The 15,015-nt window shown below is 62.8% G+C and carries 14 protein-coding genes, 1 tRNA gene and 1 riboswitch; of the genes, 5 read left to right on the top strand and 10 right to left on the bottom strand.

From position 1 onward, the window contains the following. Window positions 1–11 precede the first annotated feature (11 nt). Window positions 12–1,202, bottom strand: coding sequence for an O-succinylhomoserine sulfhydrylase (locus NKJ75_RS22640; protein WP_023669633.1), 1,191 nt, complete (start codon window positions 1,200–1,202; stop codon window positions 12–14). Window positions 1,203–1,259: 57 nt separating this feature from the next. Continuing rightward, window positions 1,260–1,337: riboswitch (SAM riboswitch) on the bottom strand. A 140-nt stretch (window positions 1,338–1,477) separates the two neighbouring features. Between NKJ75_RS22640 and NKJ75_RS22635 the strand changes: the two genes are divergently transcribed. Beyond that, window positions 1,478–2,572, top strand: coding sequence for a 2'-deoxycytidine 5'-triphosphate deaminase (locus tag NKJ75_RS22635; protein ID WP_023699517.1), 1,095 nt, complete (start codon window positions 1,478–1,480; stop codon window positions 2,570–2,572). Between the two features lie 101 nt (window positions 2,573–2,673). Beyond that, complete coding sequence (locus NKJ75_RS22630; protein WP_023669635.1) at window positions 2,674–3,444, top strand: ABC transporter substrate-binding protein; 771 nt, start codon at window positions 2,674–2,676, stop codon at window positions 3,442–3,444. A 16-nt stretch (window positions 3,445–3,460) separates the two neighbouring features. Here the strand turns inward: NKJ75_RS22630 and NKJ75_RS22625 are convergent, their stop codons facing one another. The 5 genes from NKJ75_RS22625 to chvE all read right to left on the bottom strand — a co-directional run bounded on the left by NKJ75_RS22625 (window position 3,461) and on the right by chvE (window position 9,174). Continuing rightward, entirely contained in the window at window positions 3,461–3,910 is a 450-nt protein-coding gene (locus NKJ75_RS22625) for a hypothetical protein (RefSeq protein ID WP_155923575.1), read from the bottom strand. Window positions 3,911–3,937: 27 nt separating this feature from the next. Further along, entirely contained in the window at window positions 3,938–4,933 is a 996-nt protein-coding gene (gene araD1, locus NKJ75_RS22620) for an AraD1 family protein (RefSeq protein WP_023692527.1), read from the bottom strand. Window positions 4,934–5,135: 202 nt separating this feature from the next. Beyond that, complete coding sequence (mmsB, locus tag NKJ75_RS22615; protein WP_023669637.1) at window positions 5,136–6,422, bottom strand: multiple monosaccharide ABC transporter permease; 1,287 nt, start codon at window positions 6,420–6,422, stop codon at window positions 5,136–5,138. Beyond that, the gene (gene mmsA / locus NKJ75_RS22610) at window positions 6,419–7,951 is read right to left on the bottom strand and encodes a multiple monosaccharide ABC transporter ATP-binding protein (RefSeq protein WP_027049369.1); all 1,533 of its coding nucleotides are present in this window, start codon (window positions 7,949–7,951) and stop codon (window positions 6,419–6,421) included. The genes mmsB and mmsA overlap by 4 nt, the downstream gene beginning before the upstream one ends. A 152-nt stretch (window positions 7,952–8,103) precedes the next feature. Beyond that, entirely contained in the window at window positions 8,104–9,174 is a 1,071-nt protein-coding gene (gene chvE, locus NKJ75_RS22605) for a multiple monosaccharide ABC transporter substrate-binding protein (protein ID WP_023681943.1), read from the bottom strand. Window positions 9,175–9,468: 294 nt separating this feature from the next. Here chvE and NKJ75_RS22600 point away from each other — a divergent pair, with 294 nt between their 5' ends. Then, the gene (locus NKJ75_RS22600; protein ID WP_023681942.1) at window positions 9,469–10,476 is read left to right on the top strand and encodes a LysR family transcriptional regulator; all 1,008 of its coding nucleotides are present in this window, start codon (window positions 9,469–9,471) and stop codon (window positions 10,474–10,476) included. A 4-nt stretch (window positions 10,477–10,480) separates the two neighbouring features. On the opposite strand, the gene NKJ75_RS22595 is transcribed toward NKJ75_RS22600, so the two are convergent. Beyond that, a tRNA-Gly gene (locus NKJ75_RS22595) sits at window positions 10,481–10,554 on the bottom strand. Between the two features lie 180 nt (window positions 10,555–10,734). Here NKJ75_RS22595 and NKJ75_RS22590 point away from each other — a divergent pair. Further along, a complete protein-coding gene (locus NKJ75_RS22590; protein ID WP_023696688.1) occupies window positions 10,735–10,998 on the top strand; it encodes a DUF6460 domain-containing protein in 264 nt (87 codons plus the stop codon). Window positions 10,999–11,065: 67 nt separating this feature from the next. Here the strand turns inward: NKJ75_RS22590 and NKJ75_RS22585 are convergent, their stop codons facing one another. Continuing rightward, window positions 11,066–11,968 (bottom strand): histone deacetylase family protein, encoded by a 903-nt coding sequence (locus NKJ75_RS22585; protein WP_023834303.1) that lies wholly within the window; start codon window positions 11,966–11,968, stop codon window positions 11,066–11,068. Window positions 11,969–12,185: 217 nt separating this feature from the next. On the opposite strand from NKJ75_RS22585, the gene NKJ75_RS22580 reads away from it, so the two are divergent. Continuing rightward, complete coding sequence (locus NKJ75_RS22580) at window positions 12,186–13,523, top strand: MATE family efflux transporter (RefSeq protein ID WP_023696686.1); 1,338 nt, start codon at window positions 12,186–12,188, stop codon at window positions 13,521–13,523. Here NKJ75_RS22580 and NKJ75_RS22575 read toward each other — a convergent pair. Continuing rightward, window positions 13,520–14,590, bottom strand: coding sequence for a quinone-dependent dihydroorotate dehydrogenase (locus NKJ75_RS22575; RefSeq protein ID WP_023711402.1), 1,071 nt, complete (start codon window positions 14,588–14,590; stop codon window positions 13,520–13,522). The two genes, NKJ75_RS22580 and NKJ75_RS22575, sit on opposite strands and share 4 nt — an antisense overlap. After that, complete coding sequence (locus tag NKJ75_RS22570) at window positions 14,587–14,937, bottom strand: DUF952 domain-containing protein (protein ID WP_023669645.1); 351 nt, start codon at window positions 14,935–14,937, stop codon at window positions 14,587–14,589. Before NKJ75_RS22570 ends, NKJ75_RS22575 begins: the two co-directional genes overlap by 4 nt. Window positions 14,938–15,015 lie beyond the last annotated feature (78 nt).

The raw sequence follows: 15,015 nt of genomic DNA, 5'->3' as shown, positions 1-15,015 counted from the left end.
CGCCTCGCGGCCTATCCGGCGGCCTTCAGCGCCTGCGCAACGTCCTCCAGCAGATCGTCCGTATCCTCAAGACCGACCGACAGCCTGAGCGTTCCCGGCCCGATGCCAAGCTCGGCGCGAGCTTCGTCGCTGAGGTTCTTGTGCGTGGTGGTCGCCGGATGGGTGATCAGGCTCTTGGCGTCGCCGAGATTGTTGGAGATCAGCACGATGTCGAGCGCGTTCTGCAAGGCGAAGGCCGCCTGCTTGCCGCCCTTAACGTCGAGGCAGATCAGCGTCGATCCGCCCGTCATCTGCTTCTTGACGATGTCGGCCTGCGGGTGGTCGGCGCGGCCGGGATAGATGACGCGGGCGATTTCCGGCCGTCCTGCCAGGAAATCCGCGATCTTGGCCGCGCTTTCCGTCTGCTGGCGCACCCGAACCGGCAGCGTCTCCAGGCCCTTGAGCAGCGTCCAGGCGTTGAACGGCGACAGGCTCGGGCCGGTGTGGCGGAAATAGTCGTGCAAATTCTCGTCGATCCATTTCTTGTCCGACAGGATGATGCCGCCGAGACAGCGTCCCTGGCCGTCAATGTGCTTGGTCGCGGAGTAGACAACGATATGGGCGCCGAGCTGCAAGGGCTTCTGCTGCAAGGGCGTGGCAAAGACATTGTCGACGATCAGCCTGGCGCCGATCGAGGTGGCGAGCGCCGCCACCGCTGCGATGTCGACCACTTCCAGCGTCGGATTGGTCGGGCTTTCCAGGAAGAACAGTTTCGTGTTCGGCCGCACCGCCTTTTCCCAGTTGGCGATGTCGGTGCCGTCGACCAGCGTTGCCTCGATGCCGTATTTCGGCGCCAGCGTCTCCACCACCCAGCGGCAGGAGCCGAACAGCGCGCGCGCCGCAACGATATGGTCGCCGGCCTTGGCGCTGCACAGGAGCGCTGCCGTCACCGCCGCCATGCCGGACGCCGTGGCGCGCGCATCTTCGGCACCCTCCAGCGCGCACATGCGCTTTTCGAACATGTCGACGGTAGGGTTGGCATAGCGCGAATAGATGAAGCCCGGCTCCTCGCCCTTGAAACGGGCCTCGGCAGCCTGCGCCGTCTCGTAGACATAGCCTTGGGTGAGGTACATCGCTTCGGACGTCTCGCCGAACTGGGAACGCAGCGTTCCCCCGTGCACGAGTGCGGTCTGAGGTTTCCAGTTACGCTTCTTGGTGCTCATCGCTTTTGTTCCAGACACAAAAAAACCGGCCGCGAAAGTCGCAACCGGTCCATATGGCCTTGCGGCCCGACGGTCCTTTAGCGACTTGTTTAACGTGGCTGCAAGCCGACCGGCCAAATCACCACGGGATAACGACCCTTTAGACCTCACCTGCGCTTGCGTCAATTGCCGGCTTCATTAAGAGGTTTGTACCAGGCAGGTTCCGCAATAATATCCAGCGGTTTTGCGGCAAGAACCTGCCACAAAGAGACCGACCTTGGAGCGGAGCCAGCCTTTTGCGGCAGACAGGCATTCTTCCCGATCAGGACATTTCCGCGCTGTTTCAGTCCGGCGCGCTCAAGTCGCCGCGCGCGCTCGATGTCGACCAGGTGCAGCCGGCGAGCCTCGATCTCAGGCTCGGCGACAAGGCTTTTCGCGTGCGCGCCTCCTTCCTGCCGGGTCCCGATCATCTGGTGGCCGACAAGCTTCACCGGCTGAAATTGCATGAGTTCAGTCTCGCCGAGGGCGCGGTGCTGGAAACCGGCTGCGTCTACATCGTGCCGCTGCTCGAAAGCCTGGCGCTGCCCGCAAACGTGTCGGCCTCGGCCAACCCGAAGAGCTCGACCGGCCGGCTCGACATCTTCACCCGGGTGATGACCGATCGCGGCCATGAGTTCGACAAGATCGCCCCCGGCTATCACGGGCCGCTTTATCTCGAAGTCAGTCCGCGCACCTTCCCGATCGTCGTACGCGCCGGATCGAGGCTGTCGCAGATCCGCTTTCGCACCGGCAACGCGCTGTTGTCGGAGGCAGAACTGAACGAATTGCACCGCGCCGAGATGCTGGTGGCGACCGAGCCGCCCAACATTTCCGGCGGCGGCATTGCGCTGTCGATCGATCTCGACGGCGACCAGAACGGCCTGGTCGGCTATCGCGGCAAGCATCACACCGGCTTGGTCGATGTCGACAAGCGCGCCGCCCAGGATGCCGTCGATTTCTGGGAGCCGCTCTATAAGAGCGGCGCCGGCGAACTGGTGCTCGACCCGGACGAGTTCTACATCCTGGTCAGCCGCGAAGCCGTGCACGTGCCGCCGCTCTACGCCGCCGAGATGACGCCCTTCGATCCGCTGGTTGGCGAATTCCGTGTTCACTATGCCGGCTTCTTCGATCCGGGCTTCGGCCATTCGGCCTCAGGCGGCACCGGCAGCCGGGCGGTGCTCGAAGTGCGCAGCCACGAAGTGCCGTTCATCCTCGACCACGGCCAGATCGTCGGCCGGCTGGTCTACGAACACATGCTGAAGCGGCCGCAGGCGCTTTACGGCACCGATCTCGGCTCGAATTACCAGGCGCAAGGCCTCAAGCTCTCCAAGCATTTCCGCCCCGCCGGCTGAACCTTCGATCACCGTCAGGCAAAATACTTGCCTGCGCTGCCTCACCATGCTTGGCTGCCTTTCGGTGGCCGGCAAGAGAACGGCGCGCAAGGGGAACCAAAATGCAGATTTCAAGATGGATCATATCGGCAGCGGGCGCTGCCATGCTGGTGATATCGGCCGGCTCGCTGGCTGAGGCGCAGGAGAAATTGAAGATCGGCACCGAGGGCGCCTATCCGCCCTTCAACACCATTACCGCGGACGGCAAGATCGAGGGCTTCGACATCGACATTGCCAATGCGCTGTGTGCGCAGATGAAGGTCGAGTGCGAGATCGTCACCCAGGACTGGGACGGCATCATCCCGGCGCTGCAGGCGAAAAAGTTCGACGCCATCATCGCCTCGATGAGCATCACCGAGGAGCGCAAGAAACAGGTCGCCTTCACCAACAAATACTACACGACGCCGCTGGCGCTGGTGGCGCCGAAGGACAGCGACCTCACTTCCACCGAACCGGCAGCCCTTGCCGGCAAGACGGTGGGCGCGCAGGCCTCGACCACCCAGGCCGACTATGCGCAGGACGCCTATGGCAAGGCCGGCGCCGAGGCGAAACTCTACCCCACCCAGGAAGAGGCGATCACCGACCTGCAGAACGGCCGTCTCGACGCCGTCATCTCCGACAAATTCGTGCTGATGGACTGGCTGAAGAAGGCGAGCGAAGGCTGCTGCAAGCTTGTCGGCGACGTCAAGGGCACCGAGACGCAAGCCGGCATCGCTGTCCGCCTGGAGGACACGGCGCTGCGCGACAAGCTGAATGCGGCGATAGACGCCATCGTCGCCGACGGCACTTACAAGAAGATCCAGGCCAAGTATTTCGATTTCGATATTTATTGAGTCCCGTCCGCCGGCGTCAGCCGCGAAAGAGATACTCTTTCGCGGCGCCAAGGCAGGCATGAAAATGGCCGATAAACAGCAGTTCGCGTGCGGCCAAACGTTTCCTGCCCCAAAAGCCTTCGGTCAGTTTGACCTCGTCGAGCGAAGCGTTTGAGCCGCGCTTCAACGGGAACAACTGCTTGTCGAGGCAACCGAGAACATGGGCCTTGGCGGAGTCGATGCCGCAGACCTTGCCATTGTTGTTCAGCCTGTCGCTGCGAAGCGCTGATGTCATGTGATCCGTGTTGCGCATCAGAAAGCTCACCTGGGCTTTCGAATAGCCGGTTGCCAGAAGACGGCTCGTCATCGCCAAACGGGCTTCACGATAGGACTTCGGGCTGCACTGGCCGGCGCTAAAGGCCACCGACGGTTGGGTCAGGAACAGGGCCACGCCCGTGAACACAATGACAAGCCGCATTCCGTTCATTTCCGGCTCCCAAATTGTGATGCTGCCTCAAAGCGCCTTCACCGCCACCTTAACCGGCTGCTCAATCTCCAGCGGGTTGCGCAGCGGCAGGCCGAAATCCGCGGCCTCGATCTCGAACACGTCGCCGGCCTGAGTCTTGATGCCGTCGGCAAAGGACAGCGTCGCCGTGCCGAACATGTGCACATGCACGTCGCCCGGCTGGCGGAAGGCCGAATATTTGAAGTGATGATGTTCGAGATTGGCGATTGTGTGCGACATGTTCGCTTCGCCCGACAGGAACGGCTTTTCCCACAGCAAGTTGCTGTCGCGATAGATTCGCGATGAGCCCCTGACGTCGGCCGGCAGGTCGCCGATCAGGATTTCCGGCCCGAACGAGGCGTTGCGCAGTTTGGAATGTGCCAGGAACAGATAGTTCACCCGCTCGGTAACATGATCGGAAAACTCGTTCGACAGCGTGAAGCCGACGCGGAACGGCGCGCCGTCGTCGCCGATGACATAGATGCCGGCGATTTCCGGCTCCTCGCCGGCGTCCTGCGCGAAGGCCGGCGACATCAGTGCGGCGCCCGGCGCCACCGCCATGGTGCCGTTGCCCTTGTAGAACCATTCCGGCTGCACGCCGGTCTGGCCCTTGGCCGGCTTGCCGCCTTCGAGCCCCATGCGGAACATCTTCATGGAATCGGTAAGCTGCTCCTCGCCGCCATCGCTGAGCTTCTTGTGCATGGAATCGCGCGTCGCCGCCGAGCCGAGATGGGTCAGGCCGGTGCCGGTCAGATGCAGATGCGCGGGATCGGGATGGTTGATCGGGGACACCAGCCGGCCCTTCTTGTAGACGGCGTCGAGGTCTATCGCTTCACCGAACCCCTTGCGCTCGATCAGCGCGGCGAGGCCCGTGCCGGTGCGCGCGGCTTCCATGGCCAGCGAATAGACGCTGCGGGCGCCATTGATGATCCTGGTCTTGCCGCCGCCATTGCGGGCGACGACGCGGATGGTCTCGGCGTCGTCGAGGATCTGGGAGATCAGCATGATTAAATCCTCTCTCATGTGCTTGGCCTTGGATGCCTCTTGGCAAACCTTGACCTGCGCGGCTCGGACCTAGCCGCGCCACGGGTTGAACTCTTCGTCCGGATTGCGCTCGCGAACTTGATCCCTCGGGGGACTTCTTATGCCGACAACTTGCCGGCTGCGCCGCGATCGTATGCCTCCTGCTTGCCTCGCCTGAAGCTTGTCAGGCCTTGTTCTTGTTGTAGACGTCGAAGATCACGGCGCCGAGCAGCACCAGGCCTTTGACCACCTGCTGCCAGTCGACATTGACGCCCATGATCGACATGCCGTTGTTCATCACGCCCATGATGAAGCCGCCGACGACCGCCCCGATGACCTGGCCGACGCCGCCCATCGCCGAGGCGCCGCCGATGAACACTGCGGCGATGACGTCGAGCTCCGAGCCGAGACCCGCCGCCGGCACCGCCTGGCCGAGACGAGCCGCGATGATCAGGCCGCCAAGCGCCGACAGCACGCCCATATTGATGAACACCATCAGCGTCAGCCGCTCGGTGTTGATGCCCGACAGCTGCGCCGCCTTGGGATTGCCGCCCATGGCGTAGATGCGCCTCCCGATGGTCATGCGCTTGGTGACGAAGACGAACAGCGTGATCAGCACGCCCATGACCAGCAGCACCACGGGCAGGCCGCGGTAGCTGGCAAACTCATAGACCAGGAACAGCGCCAGCGCGCTGGCGACCAGCGTCTTGACCACGAACAGGGTGAAGGGCTCGGCCTCATAACCATGGCGTTCTCGTTTGCGCCGGGTGCGGACCCCGAAATAGGCATAGGCGAGCACGGCGATCAGCCCCAGCACGACCGTCGTCATGTGCAGGGTCACGCCGCTGCCCATGATGGTCTTGCCGGCTGCGTTCACGACCGGCGGGACGAGCGTCAGTGGGCCGATCACATCCGGGATGAAGCCGGAGCTGAGCATCTTGAAGTCGTCGGGAAGCGGACCCACCGACGAGCCGCCGCCAAGCAACGCCTGGCAAATGCCGCGGAAGATCAGCATGCCGGCCAGCGTGACGATGAAGCTCGGTATCCGGTGATAGGCGATCCAATACCCTTGCGCGGCGCCGATCAGGCCACCCGCGACCAGGCAGACGATCGAAACCACCAGCGGATTGCTCAGCGGTCCGAGCTGCCAGATAACCATCATGTTTGCCGCCAGCGCACCGATGAAACCGGCGACCGATCCGACGCTGAGGTCGATATAGCCCGATACGATCACCAGCAGCATGCCCAGCGCCATCACGATGATGAAGGAGTTCTGCTGCACCAGATTGCTGAGATTGACCGGCTTGAACAACGTTCCCGACGTGGTGAACTGGAAGAACAGCATGATGACGATCAGCGCTATGATCAGCCCGTATTCGCGCAAATTCGTCGCCAGCGCCGAGACGGCGATGCGCGGGCGCTGTTCGTCGGCGACGTTGCCCTGCGGGGCGGGGGCGCTTTCGGTGCTCATGCTGCTTTTCCTTCTCCCCGGACGATGGCGCGCATTATCTTTTCCTGGCTTGCTTCCGCCGCCGGCATTTCGCCCACCATGCGCCCTTCGTTCATGACGTAGATGCGGTCGGTAATCCCTAGCAATTCCGGCATTTCCGACGAGATGACCACGATCGCCTTACCCTCCGAGGCAAGGCGCGCGATGATCGTGTAGATTTCATACTTGGCGCCGACATCGATGCCGCGTGTCGGCTCGTCGAGGATCAGCACGTCAGGGTCGGCAAACAACCATTTCGACAGCACCACCTTCTGCTGGTTGCCGCCGGAAAGATTGCCGGTCATCTGATAGACGCTGGACGCACGGATATTGGTCTTCTTGCGATAGTCGTTGGCGACCGCAAGTTCGCGCATGTCGTCGATCACGCTGTGGCGCGACACGCCGTCGAGATTGGCCAGCGTAATGTTATGCTTGATATGGTCGATGAGGTTCAGGCCGTAGGTCTTGCGGTCCTCGGTGACATAGGCGATGCCGTGTTGGACCGCCTTGCTTACCGAGGAGACATCGACCGGCTTGCCCTTGAGCAGCACTTCGCCGGTGATGCGGCGGCCATAGGAGCGGCCGAACAGGCTCATGGCGAATTCGGTGCGGCCGGCGCCCATCAGCCCGGCGATGCCGACCACCTCGCCCTTGCGCACATTGATGTCGATGCCCTTGATCACCTGCCGCTCGGCATGGAGCGGGTGATAGACCGACCAGTTTTTCACCTCGAACACGACTTCGCCGATCTTGGGCTCGCGCGGCGGATAGCGGTCGTCGAGCGAACGGCCGACCATCGAGGTGATGATGCGGTCTTCGGAGATATCCTTCTTGGCCAGTGTCTCGATGGTGCGCCCGTCACGGATGACGGTTACCTTGTCGGCGACCCGGTTGATCTCGTTGAGCTTGTGCGAGATCAGGATCGAGGTCATGCCTTGTCGCTTGAATTCGAGCAGAAGATCGAGCAGCGCCTGGCTGTCTTTCTCGCTGAGCGACGCGGTCGGCTCATCGAGGATCAAAAGCTTGACGTCCTTGCTCAGCGCCTTGGCGATCTCGACCAGCTGCTGCTTGCCGACGCCGATATTGGTGATCAGTGTCTTGGGGTCCTCCTTGAGGCCCACCTTCTTCAACAGGGCAGCGGTGCGCGCCTCGTTGGCATCCCAGTCGATGACGCCGTATCGGGCGTTTTCGTTGCCGAGGAAGATATTTTCGGTGATCGACAGCATCGGCACCAGCGCTAGCTCCTGGTGGATGATGACGATGCCCTTGTGTTCGCTGTCATGGATACCTTTGAACTGGCATTCCTGACCCTGAAAAATGATCTGGCCGTCATATGTGCCGGCGGGATAGACGCCCGACAGAACCTTCATCAGCGTCGACTTGCCGGCGCCGTTCTCGCCAACCACGGCGTGGATCTCGCCTTCTTCGACGCTGAGGTTGACGTTCGACAGCGCCTTCACGCCGGGGAACGTCTTGGTGATGTCGCGCATCTCCAAAATCGTCGTCATCAGGGCAAGCTCCTCCTGTTGCATGTCGCTCAAAAGTGCTTGCGGTTTGAGACAACGACATGCACGGAAATAAAGTCCGGTAGAAACAATACCGGGGTCGCTTGTGAACGGAAAGGGGTCCTGCGTCGCGCAGGACCCCTGTCTTTATAAACGGATTACTTCAGTTCGTCGGCCTTGATGTAGCCGGAGTCGACGACCAGTGCCTGGTAGTTCGACTTGTCGACCTCATGCGGCGTCAAAAGGATCGAGGGAACGACCTTGACGTCGTTATTGTAGGTCTTTTCATCGAGGCCGTCCGGCTTGCCGCCCGAGAGCACCTTGTCGACGAGTTCGACGGTGGCCTTGGCCAGTTCGCGGGTGTCCTTGAACACGGTCGAGTATTGCTCGCCCGTGATGATCAGCTTGACCGAAGCAGTCTCGGCGTCCTGGCCGGTCACGATCGGCCACGGCTGGGCGTCGGTGCCGTAACCGACGGCGCGCAGCGAAGCGGTGATGCCGCGCGACAGGCCGTCATAGGGCGAAAGAACGCCATCGACGCGGCTGCCGTCCGAGTAGTTGGCCGACAGCAGGTTGTCCATGCGCGCCTGGGCGGTGGCGGCGAGCCAGCGCAGCGTGCCGACCTTGTCCATGCCGGTCTGGCCGGACTTGATCTTGATCGAGCCGTCATCGATCAGCGGCTGCAGCACCGAGATTGCGCCGTTGTAGAAGAAGAAGGCGTTGTTGTCGTCCGGCGAGCCGCCGAACAGTTCGACGTTCCACGGCTTGGTGTTCGGGAAGCGCTCCTTGAGGCCCTTGACCAGCGAGTTCGCCTGGATCACGCCGACGCCGAAATTGTCGAAGGTGGTGTAGTAATCGACATTGGCGGTCTTCTTGATCAGGCGGTCATAGGCGACGACGACGACGCCGGCGTCAGCGGCCTTCTGCAGCGCGTCCGACAGGGTCGTGCCGTCGATCGAAGCGATGATCAGCGCCTTCGGGCCCTTGGTGATTTCGTTTTCCAGTTGGCTGAGCTGGTTGGGGATGTCGTCCTGCGCGTACTGCAGGTCGACCGTGTAGCCGAGAGCTTCGAGCTGGGACTTGACGGCATCGCCGTCATTGATCCAGCGCTGCGAGGTCTTGGTCGGCATCAGCACGCCGACAAGACCCTTGTCGGCTGCGTGCGCCGAGTAGGTCATGGCAGCGATGCCAAGGGCCGCGACGGCGGCCAGTGTCTTGATGATTTTCACGTAAAACTCTCCCTGGTTGATGGACGCGACACCTCGGGGCTTCGCGGGCCGCGCAGTCGGGCGGATGCGCCAAAGCGCCGCCGCCGTCATAATCGATCTCCGGTATCCTCCCAATCGGCCCTCAGTCTTGATTTAAATCGATACGATTTTGCTCGTCATCGACCGTCAAGTCTTGAGGACGCGCGAAAGTGTGACCCTTTGCCATAACTGTCAAATGCGATCTTCGGTGGTTGCTATACCAAAACCGGTATATGACTAAACCGGGCTGGAACAGTGGCGGAAGCGGGAAAAGGCATGGCGGCTTTACGAGGTCCTCAGGGAATTTCAAGCGGTTACGATGAATTGCCGGGCGATGGCGAGACACTTCTGCGTAGCGGCTTGAGCCTGCGTCACATGCGCATGATCGCAGCACTCGACGATCACGGTCGGGTGAGTGCTGCCGCCCAGGTGATGAACATCTCGCAGCCGGCGGCCTCGCGCATGATTTCCGAGATGGAAGCGGTGCTCGAGGTGAAGCTCTGCGAAAGGCTGCCGCGCGGCATCACACTCACCCCTTACGGCAAGGCGCTGGCCCGGCGCGCGCGCTCGATCCTGCTCGAAATGCGCGAGGCCGACCGCGAAATATCGGAGCTCAAGGCCGGCAAGGGCGGCTCGGTGTTCCTTGGCGCGGTGACGGCGCCGGCGATCGAACTGGCGGTCCCGGCGATCCGCGAGATACGCCGCCTCTATCCGCGCATCGAGATTACCATGCAGGTCGAGACGTCGAATGTGCTGGCGCGCGAACTGATCGCCACGCGCCATGATTTCATCATCGCCCGTGTCCCCGAAGACCTCAATCCGCGCCTGTTCGAATCGCGCGTCATCGGCGTCGAGAAGGCCTGCCTGATCGTGCGCCGAGGCCACCCGCTGAGCAACGGCCATCCTCTAAACAATGGGAAGGCGGTGAGGCTGGAGGACACCGCCGCCTTCGACTGGGTGTTCCAGTCGGGCGGGTCGCCGCTGCGCCAGGCGATGGAGAGCAATTTCCTGAACCGCAACATCGCCCTGCCGGACCGCATCCTCAACACCTCGTCGCTGCTGCTCACACTGGTCATGGTGGCGCAGTCCGACGCCATCGCCCCGGTGTCGATCCAGGTGGCAAAATTCATCCAGAACCCCGACGGTCTCGCCGGCGCCATCGATGTCGTCCAGACCGAGTTCGACATCGAGGTCCGCCCCTACAGCCTGATCACGGTGAAGAACCGCGTGCTGTCGCCGGCAGCCAAGATGCTGCACGATTTTATCTTGCGGGAAGTGGGATAGGAACTGGAGCGGGTAGAGGGAATCGAACCCTCGCGTTCAGCTTGGGAAGCTGACAAGCTACCATTACATCATACCCGCGTCGGCCTCTCGATATCATGATGGGCGTGCTTCGGGCAATCGCCCTTGGACAGCTGTTCGGAAACGGCTGTTGGAAACCCGACCGATTGCGCCGTCCGCCCGCCTTGATGCGGGCGCAGCAAGTGCGTATTCGTGGGTTTGTACCCCGAATCCGGGCACACCAATCTGGAGGCAGGCCCCTTGTCCACAGTGACGCGCTTTCTCGGTGACTCGCCCGTCAGGGTGATCGTCAAGCTGCTGGTCGTGTCGTTCCTGGTCGGCCTGGTCATGAATGCGTTCGGCTGGACGCCGATGGACGTCTTCTACCGCATCCAGGGTTTCTTCATCGATCTTTGGAACCTCGGCTTCAACGCGGTCTATCGCTTCTTGGGCTATATCCTGCTCGGCGCCGCGATCGTCGTGCCGGTGTTCATCCTGCTCAGGCTCGCGAACTACCGGAAGTGAAGCGGACCACGATCCCGAAAAGTGGAAACCGGTTTTCGGAAAAGATTGTGCTCAAACCAAAGGCCACTCAGGCAAAGTCCGACGCCACCTCGAACAGGATGGCGTGGCGCGCCGCGAGCGCTGCGACATCGGTCGAATAGCCGCCGCCGATGACACCGCAGACCGGGATGCCCAGCGCGCGGAAATGACCGATCACCATGGCGTCGCGGGCACGCACGCCGTCATCGCTGAGCGATAGCCGGCCGAGCCGGTCCTCGGCATGCACGTCGACACCGGCATTGTAGAAGACGATGTCCCAGTGCGCCTTGGCCGAGAGCTCCGGCAGGAGGACACCCAGCCGTTCGAGATAGGCGCCATCGCCGGTGCCGTCCGGCAGGGCAACGTCGAGATCGGAGGCAATCTTGCGCACCGGATAATTGCGCTCGCCATGCATGGAAAAGGTGAACGCGCGTGGCTCGTCTTTCAGGATGTCCGCGGTGCCGTCGCCCTGATGCACATCGAGATCGACGATCAGGATGTTTTTCACCGCGTCTTCGGCTAGCAGCACCAGCGAAGCGACGGCAACATCGTTGAAGGTGCAGAAGCCCGCGCCTTGCGCGCGCCGCGCATGGTGGCTGCCGCCGGCGCTGTTGCAGGCAATGCCATCGATAAGCGCCAGTCGCGCCGCCAGCACCGTGCCGCCGGCGGCGAGTTGCGCCCTGAGCGAAACGCGCGGTCCCACGGGAAAGCCGATCTCGCGCTCGATCTTTTCAGGCACTGAACACGTGATGACCTGGTCGACATAATCAGCCGCATGGGCGAGCTTCAGCCAGGAGGCCGGCGCCGGCTCGGGCATCGACAGCGCCCCCGCATGGATCAGACCCCTGATATGCAAGGCCTGCATCAGCACCGGATATTTGCTCATCGGAAAGCGATGATTGACGGCGAAGCCGGCATCGTAGTCGGGATGATGGACGATCTGCAGGGGCATGGCTAAAGCAATTCCAGGAAAAGTGTGCAGCGGTTTTCCCGGGAGAAGCGCGTAGCGCTTCCCCTTGGGAATTGCTTAAAACCAGTACTCGGATCCGGCGGGCTCGCGCCAGAAGAACATTTCGGTTGGCCGTCACGGCAAGAGTGATTGCGCGGTGGCCGGAAAATGGGGCACATCGGCTGTTCGATCAAGCCGCAATCAGCAAGGCAGCAGTCCCCTGGACACGGGTGCAATCCCAGCCGACGCGAGACCCTTCGCCGTCACCAACCGTTCGGTGCTCGCCATCGCCGTGCCGATGACGCTCGCCTATCTGACGACGCCGCTGCTCGGCATCGTCGACACGGCGGTGGTCGGGCAGTTCGGCGATGCCGCCCTGCTCGGCGGCCTGGCGGCCGGGGCGCTGGTCTTCGACGTGGTCTTCAGCACCTTCAATTTCCTGCGCTCCGGTACCACCGGCCTCGTCGCCCAGGCGTTTGGGCGCGGCGACGAACTGGAGGAGCAGGCGGTGTTCTGGCGCGCCGTGCTGATCGCGGTCGCCGCCGGCATCGTGCTTGTCGTCCTTGCGCCGCTGATTGCCATCGCCGGCCAGAAATTCATCGGCGGCGAAGCGCGCGTCGGCGAGGCGATGGGCGTCTATATCCACATCAGAATGCTCGCCGCCCCCTTCACGCTGATCAACTACGCCATCCTCGGCTATGTCCTTGGACGCGGCGAGGGCGGGCTTGGGCTGATGCTGCAGGCGGTGCTCAACGGCATCAACATCGTGCTTTGCATCCTGCTCGGCCTGAAGCTTGGCTGGGGCGTCGCCGGCGTGGCCTGGGCGACCGTCACCGGCGAATGTCTGGCCATGCTGCTGGGTCTCGCCATCGTTGTCTGGCGCTTCCGGGCCGCACCCCGCCTGCCGCGGCATCGCCTGCTCGACATGCCCGCTTTCCTGCGCATGCTGTCGCTCAACCGCGATATCATGATCCGCTCGTTCTCGCTGCTCGCCGCTTTCGCGCTGTTCACCCGCCAGGGCGCGCAGTTCGGCACGCTGACGCTGGCCGCCAATGCCGTGCTGATGAACTTCTTCCTCGTCGCCGGCTATTTTCTCGACGGTTTCGCCACCGCGGCCGAACAGTTGGCGGGACGCGCGATCGGCGCACGTGCCGAGACGGCGTTCCGCCGGGCGGTACGTCTGACCTTATTCTGGGGGTTCGGCCTCGCCGGAACCGCCACGCTGATCTTCTGGCTCGGCGGCGCCGGCCTGATTTCGTTGATCACCACGTCGCCGGATGTTCGTGCTGTTGCCGACATCTATCTGCCGTGGGCGGCACTGACACCGCTGAGCGGCGTGCTGGCCTTCCAGATGGACGGCGTCTTCATCGGCGCTACCTGGTCGCGCGACATGCGCAACATGATGCTGGTGTCGTTCCTGGCCTTCAGCGCCGCATTGTTCAGCTTGGCGCCGTCTCTCGGCAATCACGGCCTGTGGGCGGCGCTGCACGTTTTCCTGCTGGTGCGCGGCTTCAGCCTGCTGGCCATCCTGCGGCTCCGGTTGCGCACGGCGTTTTAGAGCGGCCTGGCAGCCCACTGATCGAGCCGGCTGTCGCGCAGTTCGCGCAATGATTTCAGCCGCTCCTTGTCGGCAAATCGCACCATCCCGGCAAGGATGCGCCCCGGCAGCGCCGGCCCGGCATAGATCATGCCGGTGTAGAGCTGGACGAGATCGGCGCCGGCGCGGATTTTCTCCAGCGCGTTCTCGGCCGAATCGACGCCGCCGACGCCGATAATGGCGCGCTCCGGCCCGAGCAATTTGCGCATCTTGGCCAGCACGATGGTCGAACGCTCGAACAGCGGTTTGCCGGAGAGCCCGCCGGTCTCGCTGGTGGCGCTACGCAATCCGGTTCGCGCCAGCGTCGTGTTGGAGACGATGACGCCGTCAATCTGCTTCTCGCTGACTTCGGCGGCGATGTCTTCAAGCTCGGCCTCGACCAGATCGGGCGCGATCTTGAGGAAGAGGGGCGGCTGCGCCGAAGCTGCTGCACGCACCGACATGACCCGAGACAACAGTTCGCCGAGCTGTTCGCGCGCCTGCATGGTGCGCAGGCCGGGCGTGTTGGGCGACGAGATGTTGACGGTGAGATAGCTGGCGTATTTCGCAAAACGGGAAACGCCCAACTCATAGTCACGGACACGATCGGCGCTGTCCTTGTTGGCGCCGATGTTGACGCCGACAATGCCGCCGCGTCCCTGGCGCGCGGCAAGGCGTTTTTCCGCCGCCTCGTGGCCCTCATTGTTGAAGCCCAGGCGGTTGATCACCGCATCATCCTCAGTCAGCCGGAAAATGCGCGGCTTCGGATTGCCGGCCTGCGGCAGCGGCGTCACGGTGCCGACTTCGGCAAAGCCGAAGCCGAGGCCAAGCAGCGCGTCGGGCACCTCGGCGTTCTTGTCGTAGCCTGCGGCCATGCCGAGCGGATTGGGGAAGGCGATGCCACAGAGGCTGAGCTTCAACCTGTCGTCGCGCACCGTCCGCGCGCCGACCGGCAGACCGCATCGCAGCGCCGCGATCGACATGCCATGCGCCGTTTCCGGATCGAAGGTGAACAGCAGTTTCTGGCCGATGCGATCGAACACGATCATTCGGCCTCCAGCGCCGGGAATTGATGGGCGCCGTCGGCCCCGAGCGGCAGTGGCCGCACCCACAGCACGGCGCTCATATCGAGCACGCCATAGAGATGCGGGAACAGCGCGCCGCCGCGCGAGACCTCGTATTTCAGCGCGTCACCGAGCAGCGCCCCGTCGATGGCGATCAGCAGCAAATCCATCTGGCCGGCGAAATGCTTCGCCGCCGTCTCCCTGACCTGATCAGCGGTGGAGAAATGGATGAAGCCGTCGGCGATATCGATCGGAGCGCCGGTGAAACGGCCGTTTTTCTCGGCCTCGCGCCAAAGCGCTTCGGGCGCGATCTTGTAGATAATCTGAGACATGGTTGCGCTATAATCCGAACCGATCATGCGGGGAAGGGCAACTCGTCCGCATTTACGGCGCAAAGCTGTGATAGGTTG

Origin of the sequence: Mesorhizobium sp. M0058, assembly GCF_040323095.1 — a bacterium.
Classification (GTDB): Bacteria; Pseudomonadota; Alphaproteobacteria; order Rhizobiales; family Rhizobiaceae; genus Mesorhizobium.
This window is presented reverse-complemented; position numbering and strand designations above follow the sequence as displayed.

Bases quoted from the DNA above. Each gene is read 5' to 3' on its own strand.
- NKJ75_RS22585 (WP_023834303.1), bottom strand. From the start codon at position 11,968: ATGCCCCTGCAGATCGTCCATCATCCCGACTACGATGCCGGCTTCGCC.
- NKJ75_RS22600 (WP_023681942.1), top strand. From the start codon at position 9,469: ATGGCGGCTTTACGAGGTCCTCAGGGAATTTCAAGCGGTTACGATGAA.
- NKJ75_RS22640 (WP_023669633.1), bottom strand. From the start codon at position 1,202: ATGAGCACCAAGAAGCGTAACTGGAAACCTCAGACCGCACTCGTGCAC.
- mmsB (WP_023669637.1), bottom strand. From the start codon at position 6,422: ATGAGCACCGAAAGCGCCCCCGCCCCGCAGGGCAACGTCGCCGACGAA.
- NKJ75_RS22630 (WP_023669635.1), top strand. From the start codon at position 2,674: ATGCAGATTTCAAGATGGATCATATCGGCAGCGGGCGCTGCCATGCTG.
- araD1 (WP_023692527.1), bottom strand. From the start codon at position 4,933: ATGCTGATCTCCCAGATCCTCGACGACGCCGAGACCATCCGCGTCGTC.
- NKJ75_RS22575 (WP_023711402.1), bottom strand. From the start codon at position 14,590: ATGATCGTGTTCGATCGCATCGGCCAGAAACTGCTGTTCACCTTCGAT.
- NKJ75_RS22625 (WP_155923575.1), bottom strand. From the start codon at position 3,910: ATGAACGGAATGCGGCTTGTCATTGTGTTCACGGGCGTGGCCCTGTTC.
- NKJ75_RS22570 (WP_023669645.1), bottom strand. From the start codon at position 14,937: ATGTCTCAGATTATCTACAAGATCGCGCCCGAAGCGCTTTGGCGCGAG.